This window comes from Bradyrhizobium sp. UFLA05-109 (assembly GCF_054185165.1).
Map to the genome: position 1 here is coordinate 13,024 of NZ_JBBIAR010000067.1, position 15,229 is coordinate 28,252.

The following is a 15,229-nucleotide window of genomic DNA, read 5'->3' on the forward strand; positions in this document are numbered from 1 at the left end:
GTTCTAGGAGGATTTTTCGTGCAAGAGACGGGCGTGCGCAACGGTGCCTTCGGCGCCGACAAATTCGGCTTAAAGAATCTCAAGCGGGTTCATTGGAACCTCGGCGCGCCGCAACTTTGTCAGTACTCGCTCTCCGCCGGAGAAGCGGTGCTCTCCGCCGATGGCGCGCTCTGCGCGGATACCGGTGAGTTCACGGGCCGCAGCCCGAAAGACAAGTTCACGGTGCGCGACGCCACCACCGACAAGAAGATGTGGTGGGCCGGCAATCAGTCGATCACCGCCGAGCAGTTCGAGACGCTCTATCAGGATTTCCTCAAGCACGCCGAAGGCAAGAGCCTGTTCGCGCAGGACCTCTATGGCGGCGCCGATCCGGCCTACCGGATCAAGACGCGCGTCTTCACCGAGCTCGCCTGGCACTCACTGTTCATTCGCACGCTCCTGATCCGCCCGGAGGCGATCGAGCTGTCGACCTTCGTGCCCGAGCTCACCATTATCGATATGCCGAGCTTCCGCGCCGATCCGAAACGTCACGGCTGCAAGTCGGAGAACGTCGTCGCGATCGACTTCGCCCGCAAGATCGTGCTGATCGGCGGCTCCTATTATGCCGGCGAGATGAAGAAGTCGGTCTTCACCACGCTGAATTATTACCTGCCCGAGCGCGGCGTGATGCCGATGCACTGCTCGGCCAATGTCGGATCGAAGGGTGATACCGCGATCTTCTTCGGCCTGTCCGGCACCGGCAAGACCACGCTGTCGGCCGACCCGAACCGCACACTGATCGGTGACGACGAGCACGGCTGGGGTCCCAACGGCGTGTTCAATTTCGAAGGCGGCTGCTACGCCAAGTGCATCAAGCTGTCGCAGGAAGCCGAGCCCGAGATCTATGCCGCCTCGACGCGCTTCGGCGCGGTGCTCGAGAACTGCGTGCTCGACGAGGACACTCGCGTCGTCGATTTCGACAACGGCTCCAAGACCGAGAACACTCGCTCGGCCTATCCGCTCGACTTCATCCCCAACGCCTCGCGCACCGGCCGCGCGCCGCAGCCGAAGAACGTGGTGATGCTCGCCGCCGACGCTTTCGGCGTGCTGCCGCCGATCGCAAAGCTCTCGCCGGCGCAGGCCATGTACCACTTCCTGTCCGGCTACACTGCGAAGGTCGCGGGCACCGAGCGCGGTCTCGGCAATGAGCCGCAGCCGGAATTCTCGACCTGCTTCGGCTCGCCGTTCCTGCCGCTCGATCCATCCGTCTACGGCAACATGCTGCGCGACCTGATCGCCCAGCACAATGTCGACTGCTGGCTGGTCAATACGGGGTGGACCGGCGGCAAGTACGGCGTCGGCTCGCGCATGCCGATCAAGGTGACGCGCGCGCTGCTCACCGCCGCGCTCGACGGATCGCTTCGCAACGTCGAATTCCGCACCGACAAGTATTTCGGCTTCGCGGTCCCGACCGCGCTGCCGGGCGTGCCGAGCGAGATCCTCAACCCTGTCAACACCTGGAAGGACAAGGATGAGTTCGACAAGACCGCCCGCGCGCTGGTCGGCATGTTCCAGAAGAACTTTGCCAAGTTCGAAGCCCAGGTCGACGCAGAGGTGCGCGCCGCAGCGCCTGACGTGAAGCTGGCGGCGGAGTAACGTCGTTCTGCCGAAATCCAAAAGGGCGGCCGAGAGGCCGCCCTTTTTGTTTGGGAACCGTATATCGCAAAAGCATCTACGCCTTGAAATACGCGATCTGAGTGGTGGTCGCTAGCAGGCGGCCGTTGGGCGACCACAGCTCGCCGGTCTGGTCGCCATAGCTCTTGTGAAAGATCTTGGCGTCGGCCGTCGCGAGCACGCGCGTGATGTCTTCCACGGCGAGCTCTGCCGCGTCCGTGTGAAAGTATGTCGTCAGCGACACCGTGCCGAATGGCACGAGTTCGCGCCGCGCGTGGAAGATGCGGCCGAAGAACGCATCCGACATCGCCATCACCGACAGCATGTCGAGCTTGCGCGGCGTGCTGTCACTGATCCACACCTTCGAATAGGTGCTGGCTAGTTCTTCCTTCGCGGCGCCGATTCGCATCTCGCCCTCGACGAAGCGGAATTCGTACTGGTTGGCCCAGGACGCCTTGATCTTGGGAAAGGGCAGCGTCTCTTCAAACGGCGTCGCGTCAGGAAACTGAGCCACTTGATGCGACCAGGAGGAACGGCGTTCGGCAAAGACGGCGGTGGCAAGCGTTGCGACCTCGCCGCCATCTTGTGACAGCTCGACGCACCAATGCTGGCTGGAGCGATTGGCCTTCACCAGTCGCACGTCGAGATCGAACGCACCCTTCGCGATCGGCGCGCAGTAGTTGACGGTCACCGAAAGCGGATCGCCGGCAGCCTGCGGATGGTCGATCAGCGCGCGCAAGATCGTCGCGGCGGTGGCGCCGCCGAACGGGCCGACGAAGGCCCAGTAGTCGTCACTGGTATGTCCCTGCCAGCAACTGTCGCCGGCGCTGACGCGTGTCGCTTCGTCGAAGAGGTGCGGGAGTTTGGCGTGCATTCCTGGTCCTCGATACCTGCCGCACCGTCATTGCGAGCGCAGCGAAGCGATCCAGCCTGCGTCCGCGGAAAAGATCCTGGATTGCTTCGCTGCGCTCGCAATGACGAGCATTGGGCCGGGGGTGACCATCACTGAAACCGGCCCCCGGAGATGATGATGGTCATATCATCATCGTCAGGGAATTATGCAATGACCTCGCGGGTAACCCAGATTTCGCGCCGCGGAAAAATCAGCCCGTCGCGCCGCGCTGATCCTCTGCTTCCTGAAAGGCGGGCGTCGTCGGATGCACCGGAACGTTCCAGATCTCCTCGGCATATTCGCGGATGGTGCGGTCGGAAGAGAACCATGCCATGCGCGCGACGTTGAGGATGGAGGCCCGTGTCCAGGCCGGCGCCATCTGCCAGCGCGCGTCGATGCTGCGTTGCGTCTCGTAGTAGGATTCGAAGTCGGCGCTGACCATGTAGTGGTCGAGATAGCGCAGCGCGTGCGCGATGGATTCGAAGCGGCTGGCCTCGCCGGGCGAAAACTCGCCGCCACCGATCGAATTGATGGCGCGCGAGAGCTGCGGAGATTTGCGGATCACGTCTGCGGCATCCAGGCCCTGCTTGCGCCGGATCATCACGTCGCCGGCCTCCATGCCGAAGATCGCGATGTTCTCCGCGCCGACCTGGTCGCGGATCTCGATATTGGCGCCGTCGAGGGTGCCGATCGTGATGGCTCCGTTCAGCGCCAGCTTCATATTGCCGGTGCCGGAGGCTTCCATGCCGGCGGTCGAGATCTGCTCGGAGAGATCGGCCGCGGGAATGATCACCTCGGCGAGGCTGACATTATAGTCGGGCAGGAAGGCGACCTTGAGCTTGCCGCCGATCGCAGGATCGTTGTTGACGACCTCGGCGACGTCGTTGATCAGCTTGATGATCAGCTTGGCGTAGCGGTAGCTCGCCGCCGCCTTGCCGGCAAAAATCTTCACACGTGGCACCCAGTTGCCGTCGGGATTGTCCTTGATCGCCTGGTACAGCGCGACCGTCTCGATGATGTTGAGGAGCTGGCGCTTGTACTCGTGGATACGCTTGATCTGCACGTCGAACAGCGCGCTCGGGTCGACCTTGATGCCGAGCCGCTCGCCGATCACGCGCGCGAGCGCCGTCTTGTTGTGATGCTTGACGCTGCGGAATTTTTGCTGGAACGCGACGTCGCTGGCACGTGCTTCCAGCAGCGTCAATTGCGTGGGATCGTCGAGCACGGCCTCGCCGCAAGCCTCGCGCAAGAGATCCGTGAGCTTCGGATTCGCCAGCATCAGCCAGCGGCGGAAGGTGATGCCGTTGGTCTTGTTGGTGATGCGGCCGGGATAGAGATGGTTGAGATCGTGAAACACGGTCTCGCGCATCAGGTCCGAATGCATCGCCGAGACGCCGTTGATGCGGTGCGAGCCGACGAAGGCGAGCTGGCCCATGCGCACGCGGCGGCCGCTCTTCTCGTCGATCAGCGAGACCGAGGCGCGGAAGTCGATGTCGCCGGGGCAGCGCGCTTCGGCCAGCGCGAGGTGCTGGACGTTGATGCGGTAGATGATCTCGAGATGCCGCGGCAACAACCGCTCGAACAGCTCGACCGGCCAGGTTTCCAGCGCTTCCGGCAGCAGCGTGTGGTTGGTATAGGAGAGCGTGGCGACGGTGATCTTCCATGCCTCGTCCCAGCGGAAATTGTGCAGGTCTATCAGGATCCGCATCAACTCGGTCACGGCAAGGGACGGATGCGTGTCGTTGAGCTGCACCGCGACCTTCATGGACAGGCTGCGCAACTGTCCGTCTGCGGAGAGATGCCGCTTGACGAGATCCTGGAGCGAGGCCGAGACGAAGAAATATTCCTGGCGAAGGCGCAGCTCGCGGCCCGCGGGGCTCTCGTCATTCGGATAGAGGAACTTGCAGATCGCTTCCGCGCGCGCCTGCTCGGACGATGCGCTGACATAGTCACCCGAATTGAACACGTCGAGCTTCAGCGGATCGGGCGAGCGCGCCGACCATAGCCGTAGCGCGTTGACGTGCTGGCCGCGCCAGCCGACGATCGGCGTGTCATAGGCGATCGCCTGCACGGTCTCGGCCGGATGCCAGATCGAGCGGTCGCGGCCCTTGTCGTCGACATGCTCGACTCCGCCGCCGAAATGGACGTGATAGACGACTTCCGGCCGTTGCAATTCCCAAGGGTTGCCGAAGCTCAGCCATTCGTCCGGATATTCCTGCTGCCAGCCCTGATTGATGATCTGGCGGAACAGGCCGTAATCGTAACGGATGCCGTAGCCGATCGCGGGGATCGACAGCGTCGCCATGCTCTCCATGAAGCAGGCCGCGAGCCGGCCCAAGCCGCCATTGCCGAGCGCGGCATCCGGCTCGCATTTGCGCAGCTCTGGGAGCGAGACGCCGAGATCGCCGAGTGCGACCTCGAAGATATTGAGCAATCCCATGTTGTTCAGCGCGTCGGTGAAGAGACGGCCGATCAGGAATTCGAGCGAGAGGTAGTAGACGCGCTTGCGGCCGGCATCGTAGCTGCGCTTTTCCGCGCTGAGCCAGCGATGCACGATGCGGTCGCGCAGCGCGAGAGCTGCGGCCTGGTACCAGTCGTGCCTGGTCGCCATGCCCGCGTCCTTGCCTATGGCAAGGCGCAGCTTTGCCAGGATCGCACCCTTGATCTCCGTCAGCGCCAGCTCGTCGATGGGCTGACCGGCTGCGGGAAAATTCGGCTGGAACGATTGCTCTTGCAAAACAGTCACTTCCTGGTCTCGGGACACACAACAAAGTTTACGCGCCAAATCGTGCGCGGCAAAACCTTACGCGGCTCGTCGCGGGAGCGGAACCGTGCCGCCGCAACCGTGCACCGCGCCGGCGTCAATTTATGCAAGGAATGGGCCGCTTTGGGAACCCGGTCGCGCACGGAGAGGCCCGGATTTTCGTGCTAGAGTGGTGAAGGATTCAGCCCTTGGTGTGGAGGGAGGATAGGTCCATGAGACTGCTGATCGAAATCGCCACGGCCGCCTTGCTCGTCATCTGCATCACCGCCTCCAGCGCTGCCTTTGCCGCCGACAGGATCGGCCGCAGCGCCGATGGCCTGAGCTGTGCGTTCTCCCTGCCGCAAAACGCCCCGCCCGCCGCGCGCTGCGCCGCCATCAAGCATCAGTGCGGCGGCAGGTTCTACGCGAATTATTGCGGCGACAGGATGCTGTCGGCGGCGAATTGAGCGGTTGAAAAGGAAGAAGCCGCCGACAGGGGCGGCCTCTGGGTCCTTTCCTGACTTACAGTCTTTCCCGCCGGCTATTTTTTCTGCTGTGCCAGCGCCCGGGCGACGCAAGCGTTGTACGCCTGCGTACTGCCGCCGGCGCCGTTGCGGCCGTATTCCCAGTTTCCGCTAACGGGATCGCAACGGCCGCCAATCTCGATCGCGCATTTTGATGGAATGTCCTTGCAGCCCTTGTCGGCGAGGGCCGCAGTCGTCCCAAACACCGAAACCGCAAGTGCGACCGCTATCGCGGTCATCAAATTCGAAGTCATGGCAATTCTCCCCCAATCTGACCATGCTTGGCCAGTGATCGGGAGTATGCCGAAAGTTCCCGCAAGCTCAACGCGGATGCATCGCAGCAACAAAGGCAGCGTGCGATCGATCCCCAGCCTTTCCGAGGGGATGGAGTTCGCGCTCGGTTCGTGCTCTCCACCTTGGCGAAGGCTCTCGCCAGAACGATGCCGTGGAGGCGCGGGAACGAATTAAGAACACTTTAGCAAGTCTTTGATATACCATTATGATTCGGTGTTCCGTCGACACAATATCTAGCGTCTGTCCGATTTCGCGAGGACTACATGTCCACCATTGCCTTTGATCAATTCGCCCTCACCCGAATTGGCGACTTCGCGCGCTCGCTGTCGCGGCTGCATCAGGCGGCGCGGCGCTACGCGGTCGATGACGATCAGATCGACCGCGAGTTCAACGCGGTGTGCCAGTCGATCTGGGGTTACACCATCGACGATATCAGCGATGACCTGTTCTCGGCCGAGGACCATCTGTTCCTCGACACGCTCGATGAGGCGCAGGCGCGCATTTTCGCGGCCGAGCAGGGTTATGACCTCGTCGACGATGCGGGCATGCTGACGGACTGGTGGGGCTTTTGCTGGATGATCCTCGCCGAGAAGCGCGGATTGCTCACGCCGGAAAACCGTGCCGCGGCGCGCGCGGCGATCGAGGAGAAATATCTGGCAGCGCCGAACGTGATCGGCGTGATCATCGGACGGTGATGCTCTCGCTCCTCATCCTGAGGAACCTGCGAAGCAGGCGTCTCGAAGGATGAAGGCCGAGATGCAACAGCCGGGCTTTCATGGTTCGAGACGCGCGTTCCGCGCTCCTCACCATGAGGGTCTCAGTTCAGCCCCGCGCGCCTGCCCGATTTCTGCGTCGGCGACGACTTCGGCACCGTCACATCCGGCGGCGTCTCGCGCACGATCTCCGGCGGTGGCGCGTCCGCCGCTACCGTCTCGGCGCGCACCGGCGCAACCTTCATCTCGCCGAGGCGGGAGCGGACCTGTGCGGTGAGGCCGGGATAAGAGGCGACCGGCGTGAAGTCGGCGGCCTGGTCGTTGCCGAGGCGAACGCCGGTATAGGCGACGAGACCGTCACTCGTCGCGATCACGTCGCCGGCCTTCAGGGACGTATCTAGCGCCAAATCAACCGGCGCAAGTCCGACCGGCTCGCGGCCATTGCATGTGCAGTCCGCGCGCAGCGCCTTGCGGAAGGCGAATGCGTTCTCGCTGTCGGCATAACGCTCGCCAGTCTGCGAAGTGGCGCCGTCGATGCTGGAGCCGAAATAGATCCTCGTCGTTGTGGCAGGACAGAACGCCTGACACATCTGCGCCGGCGAGGCCACGCCGCGCATCAGTGGAAAATACTTGCCGTCGCAGGTGCGCACGCAGAACGCCGGACCGGAACCGCCGGAGGCCGCACGCGTGGGCGAATCCTGGGCGGGCCCATTCGGCTGTGCTGCCGCGAAGGGATCGATATAGGAACTCGACTGCGGCGCGCTGCGCTGCGGACGCTGGAGTGCGTTGAAGAAGAAGTCGAACAGGCCCTCGGCGGACACGGGTGCTGGCGCCACGAGAAGCGGCGCGGCAACAGTTGTGGCCACAAGCATTGCGCGTTGCGGCCAACGCACATTGGAAAAATCTGTACGCAAGGCCCACTCCACCGGACGCAACGAACCCCACCGAGTGCAACGTGTCTCAGCGCTGATTCACCATAGTGCCGGATAGTAAATGAGCGGTGACCGTGGCGGTTGTTGGATCGAATCGCGTCAAGGCCGGGGTTAAGCCCAGGCGAGACAATGGATAGAGCCTTGCTGTGTCTCAGCTCTTCAAAAATTCCGATGCCTTGTAGAGCGAGCGGAATGGCAGGCCGGCTTGGCCGAAGGTATCGTTGGCGCCTTCCTCGCGGTCGACCATGGTCAGCACCAGCACCACATTGGCGCCGGCCTCGCGGACGGATTCCACGGCCTTCATCGCCGAGCCGCCGGTAGTGGTGACGTCCTCGACGATCACGACGCGCTTGCCGTCCAGCGTCTCGCCCTTGGCAAGACCTTCGACTGCCAGCTTCGCGCCGTGCTCCTTCGGCTTCTTGCGCACGAAGAAGGCCGCGATCGGATGACCCTTGATCCAGGAAATCTGCGCGAGCGCGCCCGCCAGCGGCACCGCGCCCATCTCCAGCCCGCCGATGAAATCGAGCTGGTCGTCCTTCAGCGCCTCATAGGTGAGCTCGGCAAGCAATGTCGCCCCTTCGGGGTCGAGCATGGTCGGCTTCAGGTTGAAATAGAAATCGCTCTTGCGGCCCGACGCGAGAGTCACCTCGCCGCGGCCGAAGGAGCGCCGGCGGATGATTTCGAACAAGCGGGCGCGGGAGGCTGATTTCGACACGACGGTCCCTCTGGGGCACTTTTGGAGGAGGCGGAATTTATCCGTCACAGGGCCGACATGCCAGAGGGGGATGGGCCCGCAAAACCACCGTCAACAGGGCATCGTCCGCGCCGTTTGGACAGCCACCATGCCGGACCGCTGGTTGTAAGGCCGCGACGTCCTGGAGTAGTGGGATGCCGGACAAAGCGGGAAGGAAAAGGCCAATGACCATCGAGCTCCACACCTGGAATACGCCGAACGGCCGGAAAATCTCGGTCGCGCTGGAGGAAATGGGGCTCCCTTACAAGGTCTTCCCGGTGAACATCACCAAGGGCGAACAGATGGCGCCCGAGTTCCTCAAGCTCAGCCCGAACAGCAAGATTCCCGCGATCGTCGACCCCGAGGGGCCGGACGGCAAGCCCGTCAGCGTGTTCGAATCCGGTGCCATCCTGCTCTATCTCGGCGAGAAGACCGGCAAATTCCTGCCGAAGCCGCTGGCGGCCCGCATCCCCGTCTACGAATGGCTGATGTGGCAGATGGGCGGCTTCGGGCCGATGCCCGGCCAGGTGCACCATTTCATTGCGCTGGAGAACGAGCAGGACCGCGCCTACGGGTTGAAGCGCTACATGGCCGAGACGCGTCGTCTCTACGGCGTGCTGGATCGACGGCTCGAGGGCCGCGACTACGTCGCGGGCGATCTCTCGGTCGCCGATTTCGCCATCCTGGGCTGGGCGTGGCGCCACCCGCGCCACAAGGTGGAGCTCGCGGACTTCCCGAACGTGAAGCGCTGGTACGAGGCCTTGATGGCGCGCCCTGCGGTGAAGCGGGGGATGGAGGCGAAACTGGATTAGTCCAGTCTACCGATCAGCTCGCATATCTCGCGCCCCGGAGGCAGTGCAGCGCGTAAGCGGTGCACTGCAGAGCCGGGGCCCATTCGGCAATAGGTCCCGGCTCTGCGCAGCAGCGCAAGGGCGCTGCAACGCGTCCGGGACACGAGCATGTGCTCTTCTTCAGCTCACACCCGCTTTGCTTCCACCGCCATCCGCACGGCAAGTCCGGCGAGCACCGTGCCCATCGGCCAGCGTTGCACCAGCATCCAGCTCGGGCGTGTCGCCAGGAACAGCGCGATCGAGCCGGCCGCGAGCGCGATCACGGCGTTGACGCTGACGCTGATCGCGATCTGGATTGCACCCAGTGCCAGCGACTGTGTTAGCACGGTGCCGGCGGCCGGGTCGATGAACTGCGGCAGCAGCGCCAGATACAGCATCGCGATCTTCGGATTGAGGAGGTTGGTCACGAACCCCATGGCGAACAACTTTCGCGGGCCGTCGACGGCGAGCTTCTCCACCTGGAACGGCGAGCGGCCGCCCGGCTTCACCGCCTGCCAGGCGAGCCAGAACAGATAGCCGGCGCCGGCGAGGCGCAGCGCGTCATAGGCGAAGGGAATGGCGAGCAGCAGCGCGGTGATGCCGAACGCCGCGCACAGCATGTAGAACACGAAGCCCAGTGCTACGCCGCCGAGCGAGACGATGCCGGCCGCCGGCCCCTGCGTGATCGAGCGCGAGATCAGATAAATCATGTTCGGCCCCGGTGTCAGTACGAGGCCGAGGCAAACGAGGGCAAAGCCGAGCAAGGCGGATGTGTGAGGCATCGATGAACTCGTGCGGGAGATGCACTATTCTAATATGCGAGGGCTCGCGCCGCCATTCCGCAATTGCACGGAGGACAATTCACTGATTAGGGCGCGTCGGCCTCAACGCTCCGGATGAACGCCGCAAAACACTCCATCGCCGAACGCAGCGGCTCCGCGACGGCAGGATCTGCGACGATGCGGTGCTCGTCCCAGGCGCCGCCGAGCAGGGGCAGCGTCACACAAGCTTCCCGTGCGATCCGGGCCGACATCGTCTCCAAGGTGAGCGTGAGGGCGGCGAGCGCGTGCGTGGCGCGCGGCGACGTGTTGATCAATGCGATCGGCTTGCCCGGAAATTCATGGCTTCCGACCAGCCAGTCGAGCGCATTCTTCAGGACGCCGGCGACACCGCGGGCATATTCGGGGCTGGAGATCAGGAGGCCATCCACGCTTCCAATGAAGTTGCGCATTGCCCCGACTGGGGCGGGAACGTCATCGCCATCGAGGTCCGGATTGAAGAAGGGCAGGACCCCAATTCCTTCGAAGGCCACCACGTCGACACCAACAGGTGCGAGCCGAGCCGCTGCACGCAACGCAGCCGCATTGCTCGAACCGGCCCGCAAGCTGCCGGAGATCGTCGCGATCTTCATCAGGGTGTCCGTCGTCAGTGCGCCTCGTCCCAATTGGTCGCCGCGCGGGCATCGACATGCAGCGGCACCGAGAGCAGCACGGCCGGGAAGGGCGCGTCCTGCATCACGTGCTGCACGACCGGCAACGTCGCTTCGACCTCCGCGTCCGGCACCTCGAAGATCAATTCGTCATGCACCTGAAGCAGCATCTGCGCGGAGAGTTTTTTTGCCGCGAGCGCGTCTTCCGCCCGCGTCATGGCGCGGCGGATGATGTCGGCGGCCGTACCCTGCAAGCGCGCGTTGATCGCGGCGCGCTCGTTGAAGGCGCGCACCGAGGCGTTGGATGCCTTGATATCAGGGTAATGACACTTGCGGCCGAACAGCGTCGTGACATAGCCGTGGCTCCGGCAGAAATCGCGCGTCTCGTCCATATAGGCGCGGATGCCGGGGAAGCGCTCGAAATACTTCTTGATGTAGGCTGAGGCCTCCTCGCGCGCGATACCGAGCTGGTTGGCAAGGCCGAACGCGGAGATGCCGTAGATGATGCCGAAATTGATCGCCTTGGCGCGGCGCCGGATTTCGCTCGGCATGCCCTTGATCGGCACGCCGAACATTTCCGACGCGGTCATCGCGTGAATGTCGAGCCCGTCCTTGAACGCCTGCTTCAGCACGGGAATGTCGGCGATCTCGGCGAGCAGCCGCAGCTCGATCTGCGAATAGTCGGCCGAGACCAGCTTGTGCCCGGGCGTCGCGATGAAGGCGCGGCGGATCTTTCGCCCGTCCTCGGTGCGCACCGGGATGTTCTGCAAGTTCGGCTCGTTCGACGACAGCCGGCCCGTGGTGGTCGCTGCCAGCGCGTAGGTCGTGTGCACGCGGTGGGTCTGCGGATTGACGTAATTCGGCAGCGCGTCGGTGTAGGTCGATTTCAGCTTCGAGACCTGGCGCCACTCCAGAATCTTCTTCGGGAAGTCGTGGCCCTGCTCGGCGAGATCATCCAGCACCTGCGCCGTCGTCGACCACGCGCCGGTCTTGGTCTTGGTGCCGCCCGGAAGTCCCATCTTGCCGAACAGGATGTCGCCAATCTGCTTCGGGCTGCCGACATTGACCGGCTCGCCGGCGATCTCCTGGATCTCGGCCTCCACCCGCGCCGCGGTCTGGGCGAAGTCGCCCGACAGCCGTGACAGCACCTGGCGGTCGATCGAGATGCCGCGGCGTTCCATGCGCGCAAGCACGCTGGTAAGCGGTCGCTCCAGCGTCTCGTAGACGGAGGTCATGTGCTCGGCGACAAGGCGCGGTGTCAGCACGCGCCACAAACGCAAGGTCACATCGGCGCGCTCGGCGGAATGCTCGGTTGCCTTGTCGATCGCGACCTGGTCGAAAGTGAGCTTGTTCTTGCCGCTGCCGATGAGCTCGCTTTCGCTGAGCACCGCGTGGCCGAGCCAGCGCTCGGCAAGCGATTCCAGCGCGTGCGAGCCCCGGCCGGCGTCGAGCACGTAGGAGATCAATTCCGCGTCGTCGTGGTTACACAGCGTGATGCCGGCCTGCGCCAGCAGCACCGTGATGAACTTGGCATTGTATCCGATCTTCAGGATGCCCTTCGACTCGAGCACGGGCTTCAGTGCCGCAACCGCCGCTTCGAATTTCACCTGGTCGGGCGCGAGCCCGGCATCGAACAGGCCGGCGCCGCCGCCGGGCGGCTTGTGGGCCAGCGGTACATAGACGGCATCGTCCGCGCCAAGCGCCAGCGCGATGCCGCAGATGTCGGCCTGCATCGGGTCTTCCGAGTTCGCCTTCACCTCGAGCGCGACATGGCCGGCGTCGTGGATGCGCGCGATCAGCGCCTTGAGCTGATCGAGGGTCGTGATCGTCTGATATTTGGCGCGGTCGATCCTGGTCCTGCGCGCGGCTTCCGCGCGGGCCTCGGCGAGCGACACCGGCGTGCCCTTGGGGCTTGCAGCCTTGTCCTCCTTCCCCGCGGCCTGGTTGCGCTCCGTGGGTACGGCTTGCGTCGATGCGCCAGATCCCGGAGCAAGTCCCGGCGCCGGCACGACGTCCGAGGGCGGCAGCGGCGAGAACACGCTGGCGCCGGTCTTGTAGCCGGGATCGGCCTCCACGTCGGCGGGATCGATCTGGGCGTATTCGGCGACGCGACGTGTCAGCGTCGTGAACTCCATCGCCTTCAGGAAGGCGACCAGCTTGCGCGCGTCGGGCTCGTGGACGGCGAGATCGTCCAGCGGCACTTCGAGATCGACCTTGTCGTCGAGCAGCACGAGCTGGCGCGAGATCCGCGCCTTCTCGGCGTTCTCGATCAGCGCCTCGCGCCGCTTCGGCTGCTTGATTTCGGTCGCGCGAAACAGAAGCTGCTCCAGGTCGCCATATTCGACGATCAGTTGCGCCGCGGTCTTGATGCCGATGCCGGGCACGCCCGGCACGTTGTCGGTGGAATCGCCGGCCAGCGCCTGCACCTCGACCACCTTCTCCGGCGGCACGCCGAATTTCTCGATCACCTCGGGAATGCCGATACGGCGATCCTTCATGGTGTCGTACATGGTGATCTTGTCATTGACGAGCTGCATCAGGTCCTTGTCGGAGGACACGATGGTCGTGACGGCGCCACGCTCGTTTGCCTGCCGCGCATAGGTCGCGATCAGATCGTCAGCCTCGAAGCCGACCTGTTCCAGGCAGGGCAGGTCGAAGGCGCGCACGGCCTCGCGGATCAGCGCGAATTGCGGGATGAGATCGTCCGGCGCGGGCGGCCGGTGCGCCTTGTAGTCGGGATAGATCTTGTTGCGGAAGGTGACCTCCGACTTGTCGAAAACGATGGCCAGATGCGTCGGCCGGTTGTCCGCGGGCATGTCGCGCAGCAGCTTCCACAGCATGTTGCAGAAGCCGAGCACGGCATTGACCTGCAAGCCGTCGGACTTGCGGTTGAGCGGCGGCAGCGCGTGATAGGCGCGGAAGATGTAGGAGGAACCGTCGACCAGGAACACATGGTCGCCCTTGCCCGCTGCCTTCGCCACCACGGGTTTGGCAGCAGGCTTGGCAGCAGCGGATTTGGTTTCTGCCTTTGTCTCGGACTTGGTTGTCTCGGACTTGGTTGTCTCGGACTTGGTTGTCTCGGACTTGGCGGCGGTTTTCGGGGAGCTCTTGGGCATGGCCGCAATGTATGAATTTTTGCGGCATTTGACAGCCTTGGAAGGGGGATTTTTGGGCTGCGGGCGCCACTATCCCCACTGTCATTCCCCGCGTAAGCGGGGAATCCAGTACGCCGCGGCCTATCGGTAGATACCCGCCGTCTCTGGAATACTGGGTCGCCCGGTCAAGCCGGGCGACGACAGCGGAGCGAGCGCTACTCCGCCGCCTGCAAAACCGGCCCCGCCTTCTTCGGCGCTATCCAGAAGGCGTCCGGACGCTCGAACAGGAAGTGGGCGTGCATGCGCAGCGCGGCCTGCCAGATCAGGAGCGCACCGGCGACGCCCGCAATGGTGACGATCAGCGACATCATGCCGATGTCGGGAACAACGCCAGTGCGCAGCAGCAGCGTTCGCGTCGCGGCCATCGGCAGGAAGAAGGCGAGATAGATCACGATCGAATGCTCGCCGCAGAACCGAAGGAAGTTGAGCCAGCGCGCATGCGCGAGCAGCGTGCCCATCGTCACGATGGCGCAGGCGCCGCAGAGGCCGAGCAGAAGCGAGACCACCGGCCATTCGCTTGCGCCGTATGCAACGAGACCCGCATCGACGAGCGCCCACGCGCCAAGCGTGGCGAGGGCAACGGCTGGATGCCTGCGCGCGCGATCCGACAAGGCGAACACGTAATCCGCAAACAGGTAGCCGGAGTAGAAATAGACAAAGCGCGCGCAGAACTCGTCGATCGCGGTCCATCCCGTTGCGATGCGCGCCGTCTCCAGTAGCGCCGCAGCAAGCCAGATCGCGAGCGGCGGGATTCGCCGTGTCAGTTTTGTGACGACGAAGAAGATCGGTAGCAGGTAAATGAACCAGAGCGTGCCGAACGGCTCGATGAATGACTCGAGATACAGAAGGCCCGCATCACGCCAGCTCGTCTCGGCGGCGAAAGCCGGTGCCTTGAAGCCGAACTGGATTGTCACCCAGAGGACATAAAAATAGGCGAAATGCACGACCTTGCGGTCGAGATAGATTCGCCAGTCGCGGTCGATCACGAGCGGCAAGAATAGTCCCGAAATCAGGAAGAAATCCGGCATCCGGAACGGCTTTGCGAAGGCGACCAGACCATGCATGAACCCGGGTTCGCCGGCAGCGATCTCAACCCCCAGCACCGAGTGCATCATCACGACCATGACGATGCAGATTCCCTTGGCATAATCGACCCAATCGACGCGCGCTGGCGGCGAGGTCTTGGAACCTCCGCTTGCGGCGATTGTGCCTGATAGTGTCATGGTGTCCCTTTTCGAGGCGCTTACCGCCCAAGTGCGAGGCAGTATGCCGGCGCAGGGTTTCGGTCTCCTTTACTCTACAAATCACATGCCGGTTTTCTTGCCGTGTTT

At 63.6% G+C, this 15,229-nt stretch carries 13 protein-coding genes; 4 read left to right on the top strand and 9 right to left on the bottom strand.

Features of this window, described 5'->3' with window-relative positions; genetic code table 11:
- Nucleotides 1-18: 18 nt before the first annotated feature.
- Nucleotides 19-1,635, top strand: coding sequence for a phosphoenolpyruvate carboxykinase (locus tag Q3C01_RS35405; RefSeq protein WP_458149906.1), 1,617 nt, complete (start codon nucleotides 19-21; stop codon nucleotides 1,633-1,635).
- A 76-nt stretch (nucleotides 1,636-1,711) separates the two neighbouring features.
- Here Q3C01_RS35405 and Q3C01_RS35410 read toward each other — a convergent pair whose 3' ends face one another.
- Both Q3C01_RS35410 and Q3C01_RS35415 read right to left on the bottom strand, forming a co-directional pair.
- On the bottom strand, nucleotides 1,712-2,527 hold the full coding sequence (locus tag Q3C01_RS35410; protein ID WP_458149907.1) for an acyl-CoA thioesterase: 816 nt from the start codon (nucleotides 2,525-2,527) through the stop codon (nucleotides 1,712-1,714).
- Nucleotides 2,528-2,756: 229 nt separating this feature from the next.
- Entirely contained in the window at nucleotides 2,757-5,282 is a 2,526-nt protein-coding gene (locus tag Q3C01_RS35415; RefSeq protein ID WP_458149938.1) for a glycogen/starch/alpha-glucan phosphorylase, read from the bottom strand.
- A 239-nt stretch (nucleotides 5,283-5,521) separates the two neighbouring features.
- Between Q3C01_RS35415 and Q3C01_RS35420 the strand changes: the two genes are divergently transcribed.
- Nucleotides 5,522-5,755, top strand: a complete 234-nt coding sequence (locus Q3C01_RS35420) for a hypothetical protein (protein ID WP_458149908.1) — start codon at nucleotides 5,522-5,524, stop codon at nucleotides 5,753-5,755.
- 74 nt (nucleotides 5,756-5,829) lie between these two features.
- On the opposite strand, the gene Q3C01_RS35425 is transcribed toward Q3C01_RS35420, so the two are convergent.
- Nucleotides 5,830-6,066: a hypothetical protein gene (locus tag Q3C01_RS35425; RefSeq protein WP_458149909.1), complete on the bottom strand. Its 237-nt coding sequence runs from the start codon at nucleotides 6,064-6,066 to the stop codon at nucleotides 5,830-5,832.
- Between the two features lie 303 nt (nucleotides 6,067-6,369).
- Between Q3C01_RS35425 and Q3C01_RS35430 the strand changes: the two genes are divergently transcribed.
- Nucleotides 6,370-6,801 carry a hypothetical protein gene (locus Q3C01_RS35430; RefSeq protein WP_027520838.1) on the top strand — a complete coding sequence of 144 codons (432 nt, stop codon included), beginning with the start codon at nucleotides 6,370-6,372 and terminating at the stop codon, nucleotides 6,799-6,801.
- 122 nt (nucleotides 6,802-6,923) lie between these two features.
- On the opposite strand, the gene Q3C01_RS35435 is transcribed toward Q3C01_RS35430, so the two are convergent.
- Both Q3C01_RS35435 and pyrE read right to left on the bottom strand, forming a co-directional pair.
- Nucleotides 6,924-7,691: a DUF2865 domain-containing protein gene (locus Q3C01_RS35435; RefSeq protein WP_458149910.1), complete on the bottom strand. Its 768-nt coding sequence runs from the start codon at nucleotides 7,689-7,691 to the stop codon at nucleotides 6,924-6,926.
- 211 nt (nucleotides 7,692-7,902) lie between these two features.
- Nucleotides 7,903-8,466, bottom strand: coding sequence for an orotate phosphoribosyltransferase (gene pyrE, locus Q3C01_RS35440; RefSeq protein ID WP_458149911.1), 564 nt, complete (start codon nucleotides 8,464-8,466; stop codon nucleotides 7,903-7,905).
- Nucleotides 8,467-8,669: 203 nt separating this feature from the next.
- On the opposite strand from pyrE, the gene Q3C01_RS35445 reads away from it, so the two are divergent.
- A complete protein-coding gene (locus Q3C01_RS35445; RefSeq protein ID WP_458149912.1) occupies nucleotides 8,670-9,296 on the top strand; it encodes a glutathione S-transferase family protein in 627 nt (208 codons plus the stop codon).
- A gap of 164 nt (nucleotides 9,297-9,460) precedes the next feature.
- Here the strand turns inward: Q3C01_RS35445 and Q3C01_RS35450 are convergent, their stop codons facing one another.
- From Q3C01_RS35450 to Q3C01_RS35465, 4 genes are all read right to left on the bottom strand, one after another.
- Nucleotides 9,461-10,096, bottom strand: a complete 636-nt coding sequence (locus tag Q3C01_RS35450; protein WP_458149913.1) for a LysE family translocator — start codon at nucleotides 10,094-10,096, stop codon at nucleotides 9,461-9,463.
- A gap of 86 nt (nucleotides 10,097-10,182) precedes the next feature.
- The gene (locus Q3C01_RS35455; protein ID WP_458149914.1) at nucleotides 10,183-10,725 is read right to left on the bottom strand and encodes an NADPH-dependent FMN reductase; all 543 of its coding nucleotides are present in this window, start codon (nucleotides 10,723-10,725) and stop codon (nucleotides 10,183-10,185) included.
- A 14-nt stretch (nucleotides 10,726-10,739) separates the two neighbouring features.
- Nucleotides 10,740-13,859 (bottom strand): DNA polymerase I, encoded by a 3,120-nt coding sequence (gene polA, locus Q3C01_RS35460; RefSeq protein WP_458149915.1) that lies wholly within the window; start codon nucleotides 13,857-13,859, stop codon nucleotides 10,740-10,742.
- A 194-nt stretch (nucleotides 13,860-14,053) separates the two neighbouring features.
- Nucleotides 14,054-15,121 (bottom strand): acyltransferase family protein, encoded by a 1,068-nt coding sequence (locus tag Q3C01_RS35465; RefSeq protein ID WP_458149916.1) that lies wholly within the window; start codon nucleotides 15,119-15,121, stop codon nucleotides 14,054-14,056.
- Nucleotides 15,122-15,229 lie beyond the last annotated feature (108 nt).

Excerpts from the sequence above, each read along its gene's own strand:
- Q3C01_RS35410 (WP_458149907.1), bottom strand. The coding sequence starts at position 2,527 with ATGCACGCCAAACTCCCGCACCTCTTCGACGAAGCGACACGCGTCAGC.
- Q3C01_RS35420 (WP_458149908.1), top strand. The coding sequence starts at position 5,522 with ATGAGACTGCTGATCGAAATCGCCACGGCCGCCTTGCTCGTCATCTGC.
- Q3C01_RS35425 (WP_458149909.1), bottom strand. The coding sequence starts at position 6,066 with ATGACTTCGAATTTGATGACCGCGATAGCGGTCGCACTTGCGGTTTCG.
- Q3C01_RS35430 (WP_027520838.1), top strand. The coding sequence starts at position 6,370 with ATGTCCACCATTGCCTTTGATCAATTCGCCCTCACCCGAATTGGCGAC.
- Q3C01_RS35435 (WP_458149910.1), bottom strand. The coding sequence starts at position 7,691 with ATGCTTGTGGCCACAACTGTTGCCGCGCCGCTTCTCGTGGCGCCAGCA.
- Q3C01_RS35445 (WP_458149912.1), top strand. The coding sequence starts at position 8,670 with ATGACCATCGAGCTCCACACCTGGAATACGCCGAACGGCCGGAAAATC.
- Q3C01_RS35450 (WP_458149913.1), bottom strand. The coding sequence starts at position 10,096 with ATGCCTCACACATCCGCCTTGCTCGGCTTTGCCCTCGTTTGCCTCGGC.
- Q3C01_RS35455 (WP_458149914.1), bottom strand. The coding sequence starts at position 10,725 with ATGAAGATCGCGACGATCTCCGGCAGCTTGCGGGCCGGTTCGAGCAAT.
- polA (WP_458149915.1), bottom strand. The coding sequence starts at position 13,859 with ATGCCCAAGAGCTCCCCGAAAACCGCCGCCAAGTCCGAGACAACCAAG.
- Q3C01_RS35465 (WP_458149916.1), bottom strand. The coding sequence starts at position 15,121 with ATGACACTATCAGGCACAATCGCCGCAAGCGGAGGTTCCAAGACCTCG.